The sequence below is a fragment of the Pigmentiphaga humi genome (assembly GCF_900606115.1).
In the GTDB taxonomy this organism is placed as follows: Bacteria; Pseudomonadota; Gammaproteobacteria; order Burkholderiales; family Burkholderiaceae_B; genus Pigmentiphaga; species Pigmentiphaga humi.
In genome coordinates this window covers 81,768-101,797 of the sequence record NZ_UWPJ01000039.1, presented here as the reverse complement: position 1 = coordinate 101,797, position 20,030 = coordinate 81,768, and the positions used below count along the sequence as shown (strand labels likewise).

Sequence of the window (20,030 nt, the reverse complement as noted above, 5' to 3'; positions counted from 1 at the left end):
GGGTTCAGCTACCGTTGGAAACGTGGGGAGCCGCCTGGGCCCGCACCTGCGCGCTGGTGCGGCCGAAGCGGCGCTCGCGGCCACGATACGACTGGCAGGCCAGGTCGAGCTGGGCCGCATCGAAGTCGGGCCAATAGCAGTCGGTGAAATACAGCTCGGTATAGGCGAGCTGCCAGATCAGGAAGTTGGAAATGCGCTGTTCGCCGCCGGTGCGGATGAACAGGTCCGGCTCGGGGGCGTAGGCCATCGCCAGGTAGGGAGCCAACGCCGATTCGTCCAGCAGTTCCGGCCGGGCGGCCAGTTCGGGCCGTGCCGCCAGCAGGCGGCGCGTAGCCTGGAGGATATCCCAACGGCCGCCGTAATTGGCGGCGATGGTCAGCGTCAGGCGGTCGTTGTCGCGAGTGCGCGCCTCGACGTCGGCGATCAGTTCGCGCAATCGCGGTTCGAAGGCCTCGATGTCGCCCACCACCTTGAGCTTGATGCCGTTGCGGGCCAGCCTGGTGACCTCGCGCTCGAGCGCATGCACGAACAGCCGCATGAGCAGCGAGACTTCCTCGGCCGGACGGCGCCAGTTCTCGGAACTGAAAGCGAACAGCGTCAGGTATTCGATGCCGCGCACGGCGCAGGCCTCGACCACCGCGCGCACTGCATCGACTCCTTTCTTGTGGCCGGCCACGCGCGGCAGGAAGCGCTGCGTCGCCCAGCGGCCATTGCCGTCCATGATGATCGCCACGTGCCGGGGCACGGCGTCGGCTTGCGGCACGCCAAGGGTGGTACTCAATCCCATATGCAGCAAACCTTGAAGTGGGTCGCACCGCAAAGCGGTGCGGGGCGCGGACGATAGACGGACAAGAGCGGTCTCAAACCGTCATGATCTCCGCTTCTTTCTGGCTCACGAGCTTGTCGATCTCGGCCACAAAGCGATCCGTGAGCTTTTGCACGTCGTCCTGGGCGCGGCGTTCCTCGTCTTCGGAAATGTCCTTGTCCTTGACCAGGCGCTTGAGCTGTTCGTTGGCGTCGCGGCGCAAGTTGCGCACGGCGACCTTGGCGTCCTCGCCCTCGCTCTTGACCACCTTGGTCAGTTCGCGGCGGCGCTCTTCGGTCAGCGGCGGCATGGGCACGCGGATCAGATCGCCCATGGACTGGGGATTCAGGCCCAGATCGGACTCGCGGATGGCCTTCTCGATCACCTGGGCCATCTTCTTTTCCCAGGGCTGCACGCTCAAGGTGCGGGCATCGATCACGCTGAGGTTCGCGACCTGGCTCAGCGGCACCATGGAGCCGTAGTAGTCGACCTGGACGTGGTCCAGGATGCCGGCGCTGGCGCGGCCCGTGCGGATCTTCGACAAATTGGCCTTGAGCGTCTCGATGGACTTGCCCATTTTGGTTTCGGCGTTTTTCTTGACGTCGGAAGCGCTCATCGCGGTCTCCTGCTAGATTCTGAACAGTCGGTCAAACATGCACCAGCGTGCCTTCGTCGTCGCCGGAAACGACGCGCTTCAAGGCACCGGGCTTGTTGATCGAGAAAACCTTGATCGGCAGCTTCTGGTCGCGGCACAGCGCGAACGCGGTCGCGTCCATGACTTCGAGCCGGCGCACGATGGCCTCGTCGAAGCTGATGCGGCTGTAGCGCGTGGCGGTAGGATCTTTCTTCGGATCGGCCGAATAGATGCCGTCGACCTTGGTTGCCTTCAAGACGATTTCGGCGCCGACCTCCGCGCCGCGCAGCGCGGCGGCGGTGTCGGTCGTGAAAAAGGGATTGCCCGTACCCGCGGCGAAAATGACGACCTTGCCCTCTTCCAGGTAGCGCAGGGCCTTGGGGCGGATATAGGGCTCGACCACCTGCTCGATGGTCAGCGCGGACTGCACGCGGGCATCGATGCCGCGGCGCTTGAGCGCGTCCTGCAGCGCCAGCGAGTTCATGATGGTCGCCATCATGCCCATGTAGTCGGCGGTGGCGCGGTCCATGCCCTGGGCACCGGGCGCCACGCCGCGAAAAATGTTGCCGCCGCCGATCACCAGAGCCAGCTCGACGCCCAACTCGGCCACTTCGGCGATTTCCTCGACCATGCGGCCGATGGTTGCGCGGTTGATACCGAACGCATCGTCACCCATAAGGGCTTCACCCGACAGCTTGAGCAGTACGCGCTTGTACGCCCCCGTTTTCGCATCAGATGCGTTCATTTCCACCGTCATACGTACTCCCGCGCAATCTCAGCCTGGTCCGGCATACTCGTCGCCCCGATTCGCCCGCGGCGAACGCCCCGGCAGGAGCGGAGGAAACCCGGGGCGCCCGGCATTCCTCTGGATACTACCGGAACAGCGTGAACGGCACGTTTAGCCGCTCCTCCCGCTGTTCCGCACCACTTTTGCTCAGCTCCGGGCGGCAGCGGCCTGGGCAGCGACTTCAGCCGCGAAGTCGGTGGTCTTCTTCTCGATGCCTTCGCCCACGACGTACAGCACGAACTGCTGCACGGCCGAGTTCTTGGCCTTGAGGATCTGCTGGACCGTCTGCTTGTCGTCCTTGACGAACGGCTGAGACAACAGCGTAACCTCTTTCAGGAACTTCTGGATCGAACCGTCGACCATCTTGGCGACGATCTCGGCCGGCTTGCCCGATTCGGCAGCCTTCTGCTCGGCCACCGAACGCTCGCGCTGGATGTCGTCCTGGGAAACGCCGGAGGCATCCAGGGCCTTGGGCTTGGTCGCGGCCACGTGCATGGCGAGGTCCTTGCCCAGGGTGTCGTCGCCCGAATACTCGATCAGCACGCCGATGCGGCCGCCGTGCACGTACTGGGCCAGCTTGTTCTCGGTCGCGATGCGGGTGAAGCGGCGAACGCTGATGTTCTCGCCGATCTTGCCGACCAGGGCGGTACGCACCGACTCCACGGTGCCGTCACGGAAGGCCAGCTCGGACAGCGCGGCGACGTCGGCCGGCGCAGCCTTGGCGATCAGTTCGGCGATGTCGCTGGAGAACTGGACGAAATCGTCGTTCTTGGCAACGAAATCGGTCTCGCTGTTGACTTCGACGGCAACGCCGGTCTTCTGATCGGGCGACACATACACGGCCACCAGGCCTTCAGCGGTGACGCGGGCGGCAGCCTTGCTGGCCTTGCTGCCCAGCTTGACGCGCAGGATTTCCTCGGCCTTGGCCAGATCGCCATCGGCTTCCGTCAGCGCCTTCTTGCACTCCATCATGGGGGCGTCGGTCTTCTCGCGCAGTTCCTTGACCATTGCTGCGGTAATAGCGGCCATGATTACTCCTGACATGCGCCGCCCCAGACGGACGGCGACAAAAATTATTTAAAAACAAGGGGCGAAGCGCCCCTGTAGAACCATCACCCGCAACCCTGAGGCTGCTCCCCCAGACGTCCCGCAATCAAAAACAACGCCACAACACAGCGCTGCTTTCAACCCAGGGCACCGCGGATCCGACTTTGCCGGTCCGCCAGTGCCGCCCCCTGGGGGGCGCGCGTAAGCGCGTACGGGGGGCCTTATTCCTCTTCTACCTCGACGAACTCTTCGTCGCCTTCGGTCACGGCATCGACCACGCCTTGCAGGGCCTGGTCACGGCCTTCCAGGACGGCATCGGCCACGCCGCGGGCATACAGCACGATCGCCTTGGAGGAGTCGTCGTTGCCCGGGATGACGTGGGCCACGCCGTCGGGCGAGTGGTTGGTATCGACCACGGCGACGACGGGAATGTTAAGCGTCTTGGCTTCGGTGACGGTGATCTTGTGGTAACCAACGTCGATGATGAAGATCGCGTCCGGCAGGCCATTCATGTCCTTGATGCCGCCGATGGACTTGTTCAGCTTGTCCATTTCGCGCTGGAACATCAGCGCTTCTTTCTTGCTCATGCGCTCGGTGGCGCCTTCGGCCTGCATGGCTTCCATGTCTTTCAGGCGCTTGATCGAGGTCTTGACCGTCTTGAAGTTGGTCAGCATGCCGCCCAGCCAACGGCTGTCGACATAGGGCATGCCGCAGCGCTGGGCTTCTTCGGCGATGATTTCGCGGGCCGCGCGCTTGGTGCTGACGAACAGGATGGTGCCGCCCCGAGCCGACAGCTGGCGCACGAACTTCAGCGCATCCTGGTACAGGGCCAGGGTCTTCTCGAGGTTGATGATGTGGATCTTGTTGCGATGGCCGAAGATGTAGGGGGCCATCTTGGGGTTCCAGAAGCGGGTTTGGTGGCCGAAGTGGACACCGGCTTCCAGCATTTCGCGCATGCTAACGGACATATGAGCTCCGAGGGTTAGGTCTTGCGCCGCATCAGCACCTGCCGCGCTGCTTCCCTATGATCCTGGAAGAGCGAACCGGCCGGCACCCTGGATGACACGGCGCGCGATTGGTCAACGATTGTTTGAAAAACGCTTTGAAAACTCTCTTCCGAAAAGAAGAAAGCCTTTAATTCTACTATTTTCCGGGCACGGTGCTCAAGCCGCCCTCTGTAACGCAACGCCATCCCGCACATCGTCGGCATATTTTGTTACACAAAACATGCCGACGATGTGCCGACTCCCTTCCGTTCGCCCCGATTCGCGCAAATTTGCCCGGCCGGGCATCGCTTCCGGCCGCTGCATCGTGGAAAATAGCGGATGTAATCGTTCCCGCCGGGCCTGCCGGCCTCGGCGCCCGCCTCCGGCCGGGCCCAGGCGCGCGACCCACCCGGGACGAACGGCGGCGACGCCTCGCCGCCCTGCATTGGACAACCGAACCATGACCATCAGTATCAAGACCGCCGACGAGATCGAGAAAATGCGGGCCGCCTGCCAAGCCGCCGCCAGCGTGCTCGACTTCATCGCCCCCCACGTGAAACCCGGCGTCACTACCGGCGAGCTCGACCGTCTGTGCCTGGAATACATGACCGACGAGCTCGGCGTGAAGTCCGCCACCATTGGCTACGCGCCCCCCGGCTACCCGCCGTTCACCGGCGCCATCTGTACGTCGGTGAACCACCAGGTGTGCCATGGCATCCCCGGAGCCAAGGTGCTCAAGAACGGCGACGCCCTGAACATCGACGTCACCATCATCAAGGATGGCTGGCACGGCGACACCAGCCGCATGTACTTCGCAGGCGAGCCGTCCGTCCTGGCGCGCCGCCTGTCCCAGGTCACCTATGAATGCATGTGGCTGGGCATCGAGCAGGTCCGCGCCGGCGCCTGCCTGGGCGACATCGGCCATGCCATCCAGAAACACGCCGAGAACCACGGCTACAGCGTGGTGCGCGAATTCTGCGGCCATGGCATCGGCCAGGTTTTCCACGAAGATCCGCAGGTGCTGCACTACGGCAAGCCGGGCACCGGCCAGCAGTTGCAGGCCGGCATGATCTTCACCATCGAACCGATGATCAACGCGGGCCGGCGCGAGATCCGCGAATTGGCCGACGGCTGGACCATCGTTACCCGCGACCACAGCCTGTCGGCGCAGTGGGAACACACCGTGGTCGTGACCGACGCCGGCTACGAAGTCCTGACGGTATCGCCCGGCATGCCGGCGCCGCCCGCCTTCGTCGACGCCAAGGCGGCCTGATCCCCGAGTCCCCATGCCCACCGCCCTCGTAAATCCACCCGTACAGCGGGACCTGCGGGAACTGCGCGACACCATGCGCGCGCAGCGCGAGCAGGCCATCGAGACCTACCGTGCCAACCTGCGCGCGGACAGCCTGCTCACCGAGTTGCGCCGCATCGTCGACCGCACGCTGGTCGCGCTGCTCGAGATCAATCCGCTGCCGTCGGGCGCGGCGCTGGCCGCGGTGGGGGGCTATGGCCGTGGGGAACTCTACCCTTATTCCGACGTCGATGTGCTGGTGCTGCTGCGCCAGCCGGCCGACGCCGAGGACGAGGCCCGCATCGGCGGCCTGATCACCGCGCTCTGGGACATCGGCCTGGAGCCTGGCCACAGCGCACGCACCATCGAAGAATGCATGGCCGAGGCAGCGCGCGACATCACGGTCGAGACCGCTCTGCTCGAGGCCCGCTACTTGGCCGGCAGCCATGCTTTGATGCGCCGCTTCGAGACGGCCATGCAAGGCCGGCTGGACAAACGCGCATTCTTCCACGACAAGCTGCTGGAAATGCAGCAGCGGCATACCAAGTACAACTACACGCCCTACGCGCTCGAGCCCAATTGCAAGGAATCTCCCGGCGGGCTGCGCGACCTGCAGGTGATACTCTGGATGGCGCGTGCCGCTGGCTTCGGCAAGACCTGGGCGCAGATCGCCCGGGCCGGCCTGCTGACCGCCGACGAGGCGCGCCACCTGCGCCGGGCCGAGCAGGCATTCAAACGCCTGCGCATCGAACTGCACCTGCTGACCCGGCGCCGCGAAGACCGCCTGGTATTCGACGTGCAGCCGGCCATGGCCAAAGTCTACGGTTTTGCCGCAGGCGGCCCGCGCCGCCCCAGCGAAATGCTGATGCAGCGCTATTACTGGGCCGCCAAGCTGGTCACCCAGCTCAACACCATCCTGGTGCAGAATCTCGAAGAACGCCTGTTCTCGAGTCCGGACCAGCAGGCCCAGCCCATCGACGAGGATTTCTGCAGCCGGCACGAACGGCTGGACATGTATCGGGACGACGCTTTCGAACGCAAGCCCGTGCTGCTGCTGCGCGCGTTCCTGGTCATGCAGCAGCGTCCCGAGCTCAAGGGCATGTCGGCCCGCATGCTGCGCGCCATCTGGCATGCCCGCCGCCTGATCGACGCCCAGTTCCGGCGCAACCCGGTCAACCGCCACCTGTTCCTGTCCATCCTGCAGCAGCCGCGAGGCATCGTGCACGAATTGCGGCGCATGAACGACCTCAGCATCCTGCCGCGCTACCTGCCGCCGTTCCGGCGCATCGTCGGCCAGATGCAGCACGACCTGTTCCACGCCTATACCGTGGATCAGCACATCCTGATGGTGGTGCGCAACCTGCGCCGCTTCACGATGCCCGAGCATGCGCACGAATACCCGCTGTGCAGCCAGTTGATGGCCAATTTCGACCAGCCCTGGCTGCTCTACGCCGCCGCGCTGTTTCATGACATCGCCAAGGGCCGCGGGGGAGACCATTCCGTCCTGGGCTCGGCCGAGGCGCGCAAGTTCGCGCGCGCACACGGCCTGGGCAAGGAAGACGCCGAACTGCTCGAGTTCCTGGTGCACGAACACCTGACGCTGTCCTCCGTGGCGCAAAAGAAAGACATCTCCGACCCCCGCGTCGTCCAGGAATTCGCGCAGAGCATGGGCGACATCCGCCACCTGACCGCGCTCTACCTGCTTACCGTGGCCGACATACGCGGCACCAGTCCCAAGGTCTGGAACGCGTGGAAGGCCAAGCTGCTCGAAGACCTCTTCCTGAAGACCCAGCGCACGCTGGGCGCCGGACGCCCCGACCCCAAGGCCATTCTGGAGAATCGCAAGGCCGAGGCGCTGGGCGCCCTGCGCCTGGCCGGCCTGACCGAGGACGCCCATGAAGAATTGTGGAAACAGCTGGACGTCGCCTATTTCCTGCGCCACGAAGCCCCCGAGATCGCCTGGCAGACCCGCCACCTGTACAACAAGGTCAACAGCGCCGAGCCGATCGTGCGCGCGCGCGTCGCCCTCATAGGGGAAGGCTTGCAGATCGTGGTGTATGTGCACGACCAGCCCGACCTGTTCGCCCGCATCTGCGGCTATTTCGACGAACGGCACCTGAGCATCCAGGACGCCCGCATCCATACCACCCGCCATGGCTGGGCGCTGGACAGCTTCGTCGTTCTGGCGCCGGGCACGCCGAGCGAACAGCGCTCGCTGCTGAGCCTCGTCGAGCATGAGTTGACGCGGAGCCTGGCCGACTCGCGTGCGCGCGACCAGGCGGCAGGCAGTCCCGCCGTTCCGCTGGGCCCCCGGCAATCGCGCCAGTCGCGCATGTTTCCGATCACCCCCACCGTCGAGCTGCGGCCCGACGAGCGCGGGCAATCGTGGATACTCAGCGTCACCGCCTCGGACCGCACCGGACTGCTGCACGCGCTGGCGCGCACCTTTGCCCAGCATCGCATCAACCTCAAGACGGCCAAGGTCATGACGCTGGGCGAACGCGTGGAAGACACGTTCCTGATAGACGGCGGCGCACTGAACAACCCGCGCAGCCAGATCCAGTTCGAACAGGATCTGCTCGAAGCGCTGCAGTAGGGGGGCGCCTTCCGCGCGCCTGTCACGTTCCCGATGTAACTTTTCTCCTGCGCCGGCGTACACAGGCCTAACGAATTGAAAGCACGGCTTGCGCCGCACGGATTTGCAACGCAACAATAGGTTTGCAGCATCCGGTCCCGCCTCCTGCGCGGGCCGGTTCCGCCCAGCCGCCCGCAGCGCACTGCAAGCGCCAAAACTATGGGAGCCCTGCCCGTGTCCGCACCTGCCCCGCTACCCTCCTCCAGCATCGACGACGAACGCACCTCGTTCTCCAGGGAAGGCCTCAAGCGGGCCTTTCTCGATCACCTGTACTACACCATCGCCAAATTTCCCAAGATCGCCGGCAAGAACGATTTCTACCTGGCGCTGGCGCATGCTGTCCGCGACCGCAGCCTGCAGCGCTGGCTGAGCAGCTCCGCCCAATACAACCAGGCCGCGCCGCGCACCGTCGCCTACCTGTCCGCGGAGTTCCTGATGGGACCCCACCTGTGCAACCAATTGATCAACCTGGGCTTGGCCGACACGGCACGCGAAGTCCTCGCCGAGATGAAGCTCGACTATGGCGAGATCCTGCGGCAGGAAGAAGAACCCGGGCTGGGCAACGGCGGCCTGGGCCGGCTCGCCGCCTGCTTCCTCGATTCCCTGGCGACCCAGCAGATCCCCGCCTTCGGCTACGGCATCCGCTATGAATACGGCATTTTTTTCCAGACCATCATCGATGGCTGGCAGGTCGAAAATACCGATAAATGGCTGCGCTACGGCAATCCCTGGGAAATTCCGCGGCCGGAGTGGTCGGTCGAGGTCAAGCTGGGTGGACGCACCGAGCCCTACAACGACGATGCCGGGCGGCTGCACGTGCGCTGGGTCCCCGAAAAAACGGTGTCCGGGGTGCCGTGCGACTACCCCATTCCGGGCTACCACGTGAACACGACCAACACGCTGCGCCTGTGGCGCGCGGAAGCGACGGAAGCCTTCGATTTCTCGGTGTTCAACCGCGGCGACTACCTGGGCGCGGTCAACAAGAAGGTGACCTCGGAAAACCTGACCAAGGTGCTCTACCCCAACGACGAGACCACCCAGGGCAAGGAGCTGCGCCTGGAACAGCAGTATTTCTTCGTCTCGTGCTCGCTGCAGGACATGCTGCGCATCCACCTGGCGCGGGGTAGCGCGATCGCCGAATTCGACCGCAAGTTCGCGGTCCAGCTCAACGACACCCATCCTGCCATCGCCATCGCGGAACTGATGCGCCTGCTCGTGGACGAACACCTGCTGCCGTGGGAGCGGGCCTGGGGCATCACCACGCGCACGTTCTCCTACACCAACCATACGCTGCTGCCCGAGGCGCTCGAGCGCTGGCCGCTGGCGCTGTTCGAACGCATCCTGCCGCGCCATCTCGAACTGATCTACGAAATCAATGCCCGTTTCCTGAACGACGTGCGCATTCATTTCCTCGGCGACGAATCGCGCATCGCGCGCCTCTCGCTGATCGACGAGACCGGCGAACGCTACGTGCGCATGGCGCACCTGGCCTGCGTGGGCAGCCATGCCATCAACGGCGTGGCGGAACTGCACTCCGAACTGCTCAAGAGCGACCTGCTGCGGGACTTCTACGAACTGTGGCCGCAGAAGTTCAGCAACGTCACCAATGGCGTGACACCGCGCCGCTGGCTGGCGCTCAGCAACCCGCGCCTCACGGCATTGGTCACGCGCGCCATCGGCGACGCCTGGATTACCGATCTTCCGCGCCTGCGCCATCTCGAAGAACACCTGGACGATCCCGCCTTCCGCGAGGACTGGCGCGCCGTCAAGCGCGCCAACAAAGCCGATCTGGCGGCCCTGCTGCTGCGCCGCACCGGCGTGAAAGTGAACCCGGACTCGATGTTCGACGTGCTGGTCAAGCGCATCCACGAATACAAGCGCCAGCACCTGGCCGTGCTGCACATCGTCACGCTCTACCTGCGGCTGAAATCGGGCCGGGCACGAGACCACCAGCCCCGCACCTTCATATTCGGCGGCAAAGCTGCGCCCGGCTACCACACGGCCAAGCTGATGATCAAATTCATCACCTCCGTCGGCGAAGTGGTCAACAACGACCCCGACATCCGCGACCTGCTCAAGGTCGTCTTCATCCCCAACTTCAACGTGACCCAGGGGCAGTGCATTTATCCGGCCGCCGAGCTGTCCGAGCAGATTTCGCTCGCCGGCAAGGAGGCCTCGGGCACCGGCAACATGAAGTTCGCGATGAACGGCGCGCTCACCATAGGCACGATGGACGGCGCCAACATCGAGTTGCGCGAGCAGGTCGGCGCGGAGAATTTCTTCCTGTTCGGGCACACTGCCGAGGAAGTCCGGCAGATCAAGCAGGCGGGCTACCGGCCCATGGACTACTACCAGAGCCACAGCGAGCTTCACGCCTGCCTGGACCTGATCCAGAGCGGCTTCTTCTCGCGCGGCGATCCCGAATTGTTCCGTCCTTTGCTGGACGACCTGCTTCAACGCGATCCCTACCTGCTGCTGGCCGACTACCAGTCCTATATCGAATGCCAGGAGCAGGTCACCCAGGCCTACCAGGACACGGAGGCCTGGACCCGCATGTCCATTCTCAATACCGCGCGTTCGGGCAAGTTCTCTTCGGATCGCAGCATCCGGGAATACGCCGAGCGGATCTGGAAGGTCCGACCGACGCCGGTGACCCTGCTCAACGGTAATGAACTCGAGCAAACACTGAAGTGATTCCGGTCCCGGGCGGTGCGACAATAGGGACTTTCCGTCTCAACCCCAGCGAGGCACCATGAAGCTCTACTACACGCCCGGCGCCTGCTCGCAGGCGCCCCACATCGCCCTACGCGAAGCCGGTCTCGAATTCACGTGGGAAAAGGTGGACCTGAAAGCCAAAGTCACCGAAAACGGCACGGACTACCGCACCATCAACCCCAAGGGCTACGTGCCTGCGCTGGAAGTGGCTCCCGGCATCGTCATGACCGAACTGGCCGTGCTCCTGCAATACCTGGCCGACCTGGTGCCCGAACGCAAGTTGGCGCCGCCGCCGGAAAGCGCCGAGCGCTATACATTGCAAACCTGGCTGGTCTTCATCGCCACCGAGATCCACAAGGGTTTTTCGCCGATGTTCAAGCCCGGGCTTTCCGACGAAGGCAAGGACATCTTCAAGAACATCCTGTTCACCCGCCTGGACTACGTCAACGCCGAACTGGCCAAGCGCGAATACCTGATGCCTTCGGGTTTCTCGGTGGCCGACATCTACCTGTTCGTCACCACCGGCTGGGCGCCGCGCCTGGGCGTAGACCTGTCGCGCTGGGACGCTCTCGTGGCCTTCCGCGAACGCGTGGCCAAGCGTCCTGCCGTCCAGGCTGCGCTGCAGGCCGAAGGCTTCTAGGGAAGACCACCCCCTACCCGCTTACGCGGGCCCCCTCGAGGGGGCGGCACTGGCGGACCGGCAAAGCCGGATCCGCTGTGCCCTGGGCAGTACCCAACCTCTGTAGGCCAGGTCGGGGGCTATGCGGAGCCGGCCGGCCGTGAGCCGCATCCCGAGCCCACCACGGCGCCGAGGATGCGATGCACCTCGTGCATGCTCACGTCGACCACGTCGCGCATGCCGCCCAGGGAGATTTCCGTGGTGCTCGCGCCTTGGCCCGCCGCCGCATTCGTGACCAGGCACAAGGCCGCGTAGTCGAGTTGCAGTTCGCGCGCCAGCGCGGCTTCGGGCATGCCGGTCATGCCCACCATGTCGCAGCCGTCGCGTCCCATCCGCCGGATCTCGGCCGCGGTTTCCAGGCGGGGGCCTTGCGTGCAGCCATAAACGCCGCCATCCACTACTGCGATCCCGCATCCGAGCGCCGCTGCGAGCAGCTCGCGCCGCATCGCCTCGCTATACGGCTGGGTCATGTCCACATGGACGACGGACTGGTCGCCGCCCTCGAAAAACGTCTGATCGCGGTTGGTGGTGTAGTCGATGATCTGGTCCGGCACTACGATCGTGCCGGGCACGAACGATTCGGAAATCCCGCCGACGGTCGCCACCGATACGATCCGGCGCGCGCCGACTTCATGCAGGGCCCACAAGTTGGCCCGGTAGTTGATGCGATGCGGCGCGATCGTGTGGCCGTAGCCGTGGCGCGCCAGGAAGACGATCTCTTCTTCGCCCTCGCCGATTCGGCCGTAGGTCAAGGCGCCCGACGGCTCGCCGTAAGGCGTGCGCACGACCTTCCTGTGCGTAGCCACCATGCCCGTCAGATGATAGAGCCCCGTGCCTCCGATGATTGCCAGCATGTGGTTTCCTTTTTGCGCGGGCCGCGGCCCGCTGTCAAGCCTGCAACAACGCCTTCAGGCCGTCCTCGTCGAGCACGGCGATGCCCAGTTCCTGGGCCTTGGCCAGTTTGCTGCCGGCGTCCTCGCCGGCGACGACGTAGTGGGTCTTTTTCGACACCGATCCGGTCACTTTGCCGCCGGCGGCGCGGATCAGGTCGGCTGCCTCGTCGCGCGTCAGGGTCGGCAAGGTCCCGGTCAGGACAAAAATCTTGCCGCCGATCGGCCCTGCGGTGCGGTCGACCACGGTTTCGGTTCCCGGCTCCACGCCATTGCGCAGCAGTTCCGCAACGACTTCGCGGTTGTGCGGCTCGGCAAAGAAGCGGTGGATGGAAGCCGCCACGATCGGCCCCACGTCGGGCACCGCCAGCAGTTCGTTTTCCGGAGCGTTCATGACGGCATCCAGCCTGCCGAAACAGCGGGCCAAGTCGCGCGCCGTGGATTCGCCCACGTGGCGGATGCCCAGCGCGAACAGGAAACGCCCCAGCGGTGGCTGGCGCGTGGCCGCGATCGCTTCGATCAGGTTGCGCGCCGACTTCTCGCCCATGCGGTCCAGCCCGGCCAATTCTTCCTCGGCCAGCGTGTAGAGATCCGCCAAGGTGCGGACCCGGCCCCGCTCGACCAGTTGGTCGATCAGCTTCTCGCCCAGTCCCTCGATGTCCAGCGCGCGGCGCTGCGCCGCGTGCCACAGCGCCTGCTTGCGCTGGGCGGCACAGAACAGTCCGCCGGTGCAGCGCGCGATGATTTCCTCCTCCGGACGCTCGATGGCCGAGCCGCACACCGGGCATTCGGTGGGCATGACGAACTTGCGCGCATCCGCCGGCCGCCGATCCGGCACCGCGGTGACCACCTCCGGGATCACATCGCCGGCGCGGCGGACCACCACCGTATCGCCGATGCGCAAATCCTTGCGCTCGATCTCGTCTTCGTTGTGCAGTGTGGCATTGGTGACCGTGACGCCGCCGACGAAGACCGGCTTGAGGCGCGCGACGGGTGTGATCGCCCCGGTGCGTCCCACCTGGACTTCGATATCCAGCAGCTCGGTCGTCGCTTCCTCGGCCGGGAATTTGTGCGCAATGGCGAAGCGCGGCGCCCTGGACACGAAGCCCAGCCTGCGCTGGTCGTCGAGCCGGTTGACCTTGTAGACCACGCCGTCGATATCGTACGGCAGGCCGGTGCGCACTTTCTCCACATGGCGATAAAACGCGAGCAGCTCCGCCGCGCCGCTGGCGACGCGGCGCTCGCGGTTAACCGGAATGCCCAGTTGCTGGAGCCAGTCCAGCATGCCGGCCTGCGTATCGAACGGCGGCTGGTCCGCCGCGGCATCGGCCATGCCGGGCGCCACGCCACGGATTTCACCCCAGCCATAGGCGAAAAAGCGCAGCGGACGCCGTGCGGTAATGCGTGGATCGAGCTGGCGCAGGCTGCCTGCCGCGGCATTGCGCGGATTGATGAAGACCTTGTCGCCCGTTTCGCGCTGTGCGTCGTTGAGCCGTTCGAAATCCTTGCGGAACAGCAGCACTTCGCCGCGCACCTCGAGCACTTCCGGCACCGGACCGTGCAGCGTCAGCGGAATTGCCCGCACCGTGCGGATGTTCGCGGTGATGTCCTCGCCCGTCTGGCCGTCGCCGCGCGTGGCGGCGCGCGCCAGCCGGCCGTGTTCGTAGCGCAGGCTCACCGCCAGCCCGTCGAGCTTGAGCTCGCAGACGTAGTCGACGGACTGCTCCGTTTCCAGGCCGTCGCGCACGCGCTTGTCGAAGGCCTCGATGTCCTCGTCCTCGAACGCGTTGTTCAGCGACAGCATGGGCACGGCGTGACGCACGGAGCCGAATGCCGACAGCGGCGCGCCGCCTACCCGCTGGGTAGGCGAATCGGACGTGGCCAATTGCGGATGGGCTTGCTCCAGCGCGACCAGTTCGGCAAACAGCGCGTCGTATTCGGCATCGCTGATCAGGGGATCGTCGAGCACGTAGTAGCGCATGTTGTGCAGCGCCAACTCCGTGCGCAACTCGGCGACCCGCTTGGCAGCCTGGTCGAATTCGTAATCAGCGGACATCTCAATATTTTCCATCGCACGAAAGGGTGCGGCGCGCCCCTTCGACCCAGGATGCGGTGGATCCGGCTCCGCCGGTTCACCCCGCATCGCCCCCTCCAGGGGGCCCGCGTCAGCGGGTAGGGGGGCTTTCCCCGGTCTAGCTGAATACGCGCAGAGCCCGCAGGGAACCCGCCTTCAGGCCGGAATGCTCCAGACGCTCGTACAGCCCCAGCAATTGCTTGTCGATCGCGGTTTCGGCCCCATCGGCCAGCGGGCGGCCGTTGTCGTCCACCACCGAGGCCTCCAGGCGCCCGGCCAGGCCGCGCGCCACCTCGGCCATCCTGGCGAAGCCATGCTCGTCCGCCGGCGCGCGCGGCACGTCCAGGATCAGGCTCAACTGGGCGATGGTCGCCGGCCCGGCCGATCCCAGCGACACGCCGTCGCTGCGTCCGAGCGAAAAGCGCGCGGCGCCGTTCTGGTCCACCCAAGGCAGGCGGCCGTCGTGGATGGAGGAGAAACCCGCTTCGCGGGCGGCCGTCAGCACATCGCCGGACGACCAGCGGCGGCTGCTCGCCACCAGCGTCAGGCCGACCTGCGCATCCAGGGCGGCGCAGACCGCATCCAGCTTGCCTGCGCGCTCCAGCACGGCCTGGGTGTCGCTGGCTTCGACGGTACCGTCGAAGCGATCGGCCAGCACCCGCGAGCGCGACAGCGCCTCGGCCCATTCTCCGGCGCTCAGCGGACCGCTGCGATTGGCCAGCAGCACCGCCACCTGGACCGAGGCATAGCTCTCGCCGCTGCGGATCGCGGCGCGGTGCAGGCCCTCGGTAGTTTCGGCGAAAACGCGCAGGGTCTTCTGGCCCGCATGGCGGATGCCCTGCGTGAAGGCGGCCAATTCCTCGCCCGGCACCGGCTCCAGGAAAGACACGTCGATCACGGTCTCGCAAGCCTCGTCCGCCTCCTCGGCATCATGCTGGTGCGCGGGCTCGGGTGCAGCCGCATGGGCATCGAACCCGCCCACGACGTTGCCCGGTTCCGGCGCCGCGGCGCCCAGCCCGGGCTCGCGTCGAGCGCCGCCTGCCTGATGCGCCGGCTCCGCGCCATGCAGCAAAGGATCGGACCCGGTATCGGGGAAACCTTCCTGTATGTGTTTGCGGGCGCGGCGGTCCTGCCACCAGTTCAGGCCAAGCACGACGACGATGGCCAGCACGCCAAGGGCGATGAGCCCGGTTTGTAGATCACTCATTGTTGTATTCCCGAGGGCGGGCAGGTGGGTAAGCGGCCGGAAGACCGGCTGCCGGCTCGTCGTTCGGCCTCATCAGGCAGCCTCGACTGCAAGTTGCATGGCCGAATCGATGTCGACGGCCACGATACGGGATACACCCTGCTCCTGCATGGTGACCCCGACCAGTTGATGCGCCATTTCCATGGCGATCTTGTTGTGCGAAATGAACAGGAACTGCGTCTGTTCGCTCATGCGGCGGACCAGATTGGCGTAGCGCTCGGTATTGGCGTCGTCCAGCGGCGCATCGACCTCGTCGAGCAGGCAGAACGGCGCCGGATTGAGCTTGAACATCGCGAACACCAGTGCGGTCGCGGTCAGGGCCTTCTCGCCGCCGGACAGCAGATGGATGGTGCTGTTGCGCTTGCCCGGAGGCTGCGCCATGACCTGTACGCCGGCATCGAGGATCTCCTCGCCCGTCATGACCAGTTTGGCCTCGCCGCCGCCGAACAGCGACGGGAAGAGTTCGCCGAAGTTGCGGTTGACCGTATCGAAGGTCTCCTGCAGCAGCTGGCGGGTCTCGCGGTCGATCTTGCGGATCGCGTCCTCGAGCGTGTCGATCGCGGCCTGCAGATCGCTTTGCTGGGTGTCGAGATAGGTCTTGCGCTCGCGCGAGGCGTTCAGCTCGTCCAGGGCGGCCAGGTTGACCGCGCCCAGCGCGGCGATCTCGCGCCCCAGGCGCTGCACCTCGGACTGCAGCCAATTCGCGCGCTGCCATTCCTTGGGCAGCGCATCCAGCTCGGCGCCCAGGGCGGCGAGATCCAGCTCCTGGCCGGCCAACTGCTCGGCGTACTGCTCCTGCCCCAGACGCGCGGCCTGCTCCTTGAGCTGCAGTTCGGTAATGCGGCCGCGCTGCGGCTCGAGCGAACGCTCGATCGCCAGCCGCTGCTCGTCCCCCGCGCGCAGCTGCGCATTCAGGTTGTCCATTTCGATGCGGGCACGCGCCAGCACCTGTTCGCGTTCGCTGCGCAGGTTCAGCGCGCCCTGCAGGCCGGCCTGGGCCGCGACGTCGTCCAGCACCCGAAGCTCCTGCTGCACCTGCTCCGCATCGGTCGCGGCGCGGCGGCTCTGGTCGCCCACGAGTTGCAGCGTACGGCGCAGTTCGTCTATCCGGGCACGCAGGCCACGCTCGGCGAAACCCGCTTCCTGGGCCGTGCGTTCGAGTTCGCGCAGCTGGTCGCGCGCGCGCTGCACATCGGCTTCGCGCTGCTCCTGCGCCATTTGCGCGTCCTCGAAGGCCGATTGCTGGTCGCCGAGCTGGCCGTCGAGCATCTCGAATCGCGCCTCGGCTTCTTCCTTGCGGATGCGCGCTTCTTCCTCCTGGGCTTCCAGTTCCGAGCGCTCGTCCTGGATGCGCGCGGCGCGCTCCTCGGACTGCGCGGCCTGCTGCGACAGCTTCGAATGCTCGAGCTGGATGGCGTGCAGGCGCTGCGTGACCTCGGCCAGCCGCTGGCGCGAGGCCGGCAGGGCCTGGGCGACCTGCTGGTAGGCCGCCTCGGCACGCGCGACCGCCGAGCGGGCTTCATCGGCGATCAGCTGCTGCGCCTTCAATTGGCGCTGCAGGTTCTCGATTTCCTGCTGGCGCGCCAGCATGCCGGCCTGCTCGGAATCGGGCGCATAAAAACGCACGCTGTGCCGGCCGATCAGGTGGCCTTCCTTGACCACGAACTGCGCGCCGTCTGGCAACTGCTCCCGGGCCGCCAGCGCCTGGGCGGCATCGGCGAAGACGTAGACGTCGCGCAGCCAGTCGGCCATCAGCGCGCGCAGCCCCGGATCCGTGATGCGCAGCAGCGACAGCAGCGGCGTCAGAGACGCCGCCGCGGGCGCCGGTGTAGCCGCCGCGGGCATCTGATAGAAGGCCAGGCGAGCCGGCGGCGCGTCGCCGAAGAAAGCGCGCGACCAGTCGAGGTTGCTGACCTCGAGCGCGGCCAGCCGCTCGCGCAGCACCGCTTCCAGCGCGGTTTCCCAGCCGGGTTCGACGTGCAGCTTCTGCCAGAGGCGGCCAAGCTGCGACAGTTCATGCTTTTCCAGCCAGGGATGCAGGGCGCCCTGCTTCTGCACGTCCTGCTGCAGGCGCGTCAGCGCCGACAGGCGGGCCTCGATCTGCGAAACCGCGGTAGCTTCCTTCTGCACGGCTTCCTGCGCCTGGCGCCGCCCGGCGTCGACCTGCGGCAATTGCTCTTCGAGCACGGCCAAGTCCCGCTGGGCCTGGGCGACCTTCTGCCCGGTATCGGCGAGGTCGCCGGTGAGCTGCTCGAGCCGCGCCGGATCGGGCCGCTCGAGACTGCGTTCTTCCTGCTGGAGGCGCTCGCAGCGCTGGGAGAAGGCCTGAAGTTGCCGATCGGCCTCGCGCTGCTCCTGTGCCGTCAGCGCCAGGCTCTGCTCGACCTGGGACAGCGCGGCGCGCATCTGCGACAGTCCGGCGGAGGCGTCGCGCACGCGCCCCTCGACATCGGGCAACCGGGCCTGCGCCTCTTCGGCAGCGATGCGCGCCCCTTCCGCGCGCGCCTCGCCCACGGCGAGATCTTCCTCGGCCTGGGCGAGCTGTTCGCTGCCGGTTTCGTGCTGTTCGCTCCACTGGACGATCTGCTGCTGCAACTGGGCCAGCTGCGCCTGCATGCGGTTGCGCGACTCGACCACGTACTTGATCTCGGCCTCGAGCCGGCTGACCTCGGCATTGGCCTCGTAAAGCCCGCCCTGCGCCGCGTGCACGGCGTCGCTGGCCGCATAGTGGGCCTGCCGCGTGCCTTCGAGCTCGGCCTCGAGCCTGCGCAGCCCGGACATCGCGCCTTCCAGCTCGGTCTGCGCCTGCTCGATAGCCAGCGCATAGCGCATGCGGTCGGCATCGGCCTCGCGCTTCTTGAGCAGCCACAGGAAACGCTGCTTCTGCTCGCTGTCGGCCTGGAAACCCTGGTAGCGCTGCGCCACCTCGGCCTGGGCCTCGAGCTTCTCGAGCTGGGTGGACAGTTCGCGCAGGATGTCCTCGACCCGGGTCATGTTCTCGCGGGTGTCGGACAGCCGGTTCTCGGTCTCGCGGCGGCGCTCCTTGTAGCGCGACACGCCGGCGGCTTCCTCGAGAAACACCCGCAGTTCGTCGGGGCGCGCCTCGATGATGCGCGAGATCATGCCCTGCCCGATGATGGCGTAGCCGCGCGCGCCCAGGCCGGTGCCCAGGAAGATGTCATGAATGTCGCGGCGCCGGACCTGCTGGTTGTTGACGAAATAGCTGCTGGTGCCGTCGCGGGTCAGCACGCGCTTGACGGCGATCTCGCCGTACTGGCTCCACTGGCCGGCGGCCCGGCTCTCGGAATTGTCGAATACCAGTTCCACCGACGACCGCGCGGCCGGCTTGCGGTTGACCGAGCCGTTGAAGATCACGTCCTGCATGGACTCGCCGCGCAATTCGGAGGCCTTCGATTCCCCCAGCACCCACCGCACCGCGTCGATGATGTTGGACTTCCCACAGCCGTTGGGACCCACGACGCCTACCAGTTGGCTAGGCACCTGGATGGACGTGGGGTCGACGAACGACTTGAAACCTGCGAGTTTGATCTGGGTAAGTCGCACCGGGAAACGAAGCTAAGATGAAAAAAGTGAAAACGAACCCGCCGTTCCGGCCCGGGGGCGCGCGAAGCGCGTAGGGGGTGGGCCCTATAATACCAAAGGGTCATCGGCAAGGTTATGCCAGGCACTGCCGCCCGGCCTGTTTTTTCATTTTCGTTACGTAAATTTCAGCCCCATGCCATCTCAGCCCAGCAAGACGCTCGACACCTTCCCCAACCCCAGCCCGGGCCGCGATTTCCAGGTCCATATCGAGGTCCCCGAATTCACCTGCCTGTGTCCCATGACGGGCCAGCCCGATTTCGCCGTCCTGATCATCGACTACATTCCCGACCAGCTCTGCGTCGAACTCAAGAGCCTGAAGCTCTACACCTGGAGTTTCCGCAACGAAGGCAAGTTCCACGAAGCGGTCACCAACGAGATCGCCGACGAACTCGCACGCACCCTGGAGCCCCGCTTCCTGCGCATCACCGCCAAGTGGTATGTGCGCGGCGGCATTTTCACCAACGTCGTGGCCGAACACCGCAAACCGGGCTGGGAACCTCAGCCGGCCGTACCGCTCCAAGAGTTTGCGCCAGGCAGCAACATCCGCGGATGATGCGGGTCTCCGGGTAAGTCCCAGCGGCTGCATGCGCGTATCGACACGAGCGCATCGCCTGCGCATGCTATAAAACCAGCGCTAC

Annotated in this window: 14 protein-coding genes; 5 read left to right on the top strand and 9 right to left on the bottom strand. The window is 65.8% G+C overall.

Annotated features, from left to right (window positions below):
- Positions 1-4: 4 nt before the first annotated feature.
- From uppS to rpsB, 5 genes are all read right to left on the bottom strand, one after another.
- On the bottom strand, positions 5-787 hold the full coding sequence (gene uppS, locus PIGHUM_RS22115; RefSeq protein WP_124081884.1) for a polyprenyl diphosphate synthase: 783 nt from the start codon (positions 785-787) through the stop codon (positions 5-7).
- Positions 788-860: 73 nt separating this feature from the next.
- A complete protein-coding gene (frr, locus tag PIGHUM_RS22110; RefSeq protein WP_124081883.1) occupies positions 861-1,421 on the bottom strand; it encodes a ribosome recycling factor in 561 nt (186 codons plus the stop codon).
- Positions 1,422-1,452: 31 nt separating this feature from the next.
- Positions 1,453-2,184 (bottom strand): UMP kinase, encoded by a 732-nt coding sequence (gene pyrH / locus PIGHUM_RS22105; RefSeq protein ID WP_124081882.1) that lies wholly within the window; start codon positions 2,182-2,184, stop codon positions 1,453-1,455.
- 189 nt (positions 2,185-2,373) lie between these two features.
- Positions 2,374-3,255, bottom strand: a complete 882-nt coding sequence (gene tsf, locus PIGHUM_RS22100; protein ID WP_124081881.1) for a translation elongation factor Ts — start codon at positions 3,253-3,255, stop codon at positions 2,374-2,376.
- Positions 3,256-3,494: 239 nt separating this feature from the next.
- The gene (gene rpsB, locus PIGHUM_RS22095) at positions 3,495-4,241 is read right to left on the bottom strand and encodes a 30S ribosomal protein S2 (RefSeq protein WP_124081880.1); all 747 of its coding nucleotides are present in this window, start codon (positions 4,239-4,241) and stop codon (positions 3,495-3,497) included.
- Positions 4,242-4,719: 478 nt separating this feature from the next.
- Here rpsB and map point away from each other — a divergent pair, with 478 nt between their 5' ends.
- From map to gstA, 4 genes are all read left to right on the top strand, one after another.
- Positions 4,720-5,532 carry a type I methionyl aminopeptidase gene (gene map, locus PIGHUM_RS22090; RefSeq protein ID WP_124081879.1) on the top strand — a complete coding sequence of 271 codons (813 nt, stop codon included), beginning with the start codon at positions 4,720-4,722 and terminating at the stop codon, positions 5,530-5,532.
- Positions 5,533-5,545: 13 nt separating this feature from the next.
- Entirely contained in the window at positions 5,546-8,146 is a 2,601-nt protein-coding gene (locus PIGHUM_RS22085; RefSeq protein WP_124081878.1) for a [protein-PII] uridylyltransferase, read from the top strand.
- Between the two features lie 213 nt (positions 8,147-8,359).
- The gene (locus PIGHUM_RS22080) at positions 8,360-10,879 is read left to right on the top strand and encodes a glycogen/starch/alpha-glucan phosphorylase (RefSeq protein WP_246013434.1); all 2,520 of its coding nucleotides are present in this window, start codon (positions 8,360-8,362) and stop codon (positions 10,877-10,879) included.
- Positions 10,880-10,937: 58 nt separating this feature from the next.
- The gene (gene gstA, locus PIGHUM_RS22075) at positions 10,938-11,540 is read left to right on the top strand and encodes a glutathione transferase GstA (RefSeq protein WP_124081876.1); all 603 of its coding nucleotides are present in this window, start codon (positions 10,938-10,940) and stop codon (positions 11,538-11,540) included.
- Positions 11,541-11,659: 119 nt separating this feature from the next.
- On the opposite strand, the gene PIGHUM_RS22070 is transcribed toward gstA, so the two are convergent.
- The 4 genes from PIGHUM_RS22070 to smc all read right to left on the bottom strand — a co-directional run bounded on the left by PIGHUM_RS22070 (position 11,660) and on the right by smc (position 19,353).
- Positions 11,660-12,433, bottom strand: coding sequence for an S-methyl-5'-thioinosine phosphorylase (locus PIGHUM_RS22070; protein WP_124081875.1), 774 nt, complete (start codon positions 12,431-12,433; stop codon positions 11,660-11,662).
- Positions 12,434-12,467: 34 nt separating this feature from the next.
- Positions 12,468-14,525 carry an NAD-dependent DNA ligase LigA gene (gene ligA / locus PIGHUM_RS22065; protein ID WP_124081874.1) on the bottom strand — a complete coding sequence of 686 codons (2,058 nt, stop codon included), beginning with the start codon at positions 14,523-14,525 and terminating at the stop codon, positions 12,468-12,470.
- A gap of 136 nt (positions 14,526-14,661) precedes the next feature.
- Positions 14,662-15,750, bottom strand: coding sequence for a cell division protein ZipA C-terminal FtsZ-binding domain-containing protein (locus PIGHUM_RS22060; RefSeq protein ID WP_124081873.1), 1,089 nt, complete (start codon positions 15,748-15,750; stop codon positions 14,662-14,664).
- 72 nt (positions 15,751-15,822) lie between these two features.
- Positions 15,823-19,353, bottom strand: coding sequence for a chromosome segregation protein SMC (gene smc, locus PIGHUM_RS22055; RefSeq protein ID WP_124081872.1), 3,531 nt, complete (start codon positions 19,351-19,353; stop codon positions 15,823-15,825).
- A 172-nt stretch (positions 19,354-19,525) separates the two neighbouring features.
- Between smc and queF the strand changes: the two genes are divergently transcribed.
- Entirely contained in the window at positions 19,526-19,945 is a 420-nt protein-coding gene (gene queF / locus PIGHUM_RS22050) for a preQ(1) synthase (protein ID WP_124081871.1), read from the top strand.
- Positions 19,946-20,030: the final 85 nt, after the last annotated feature.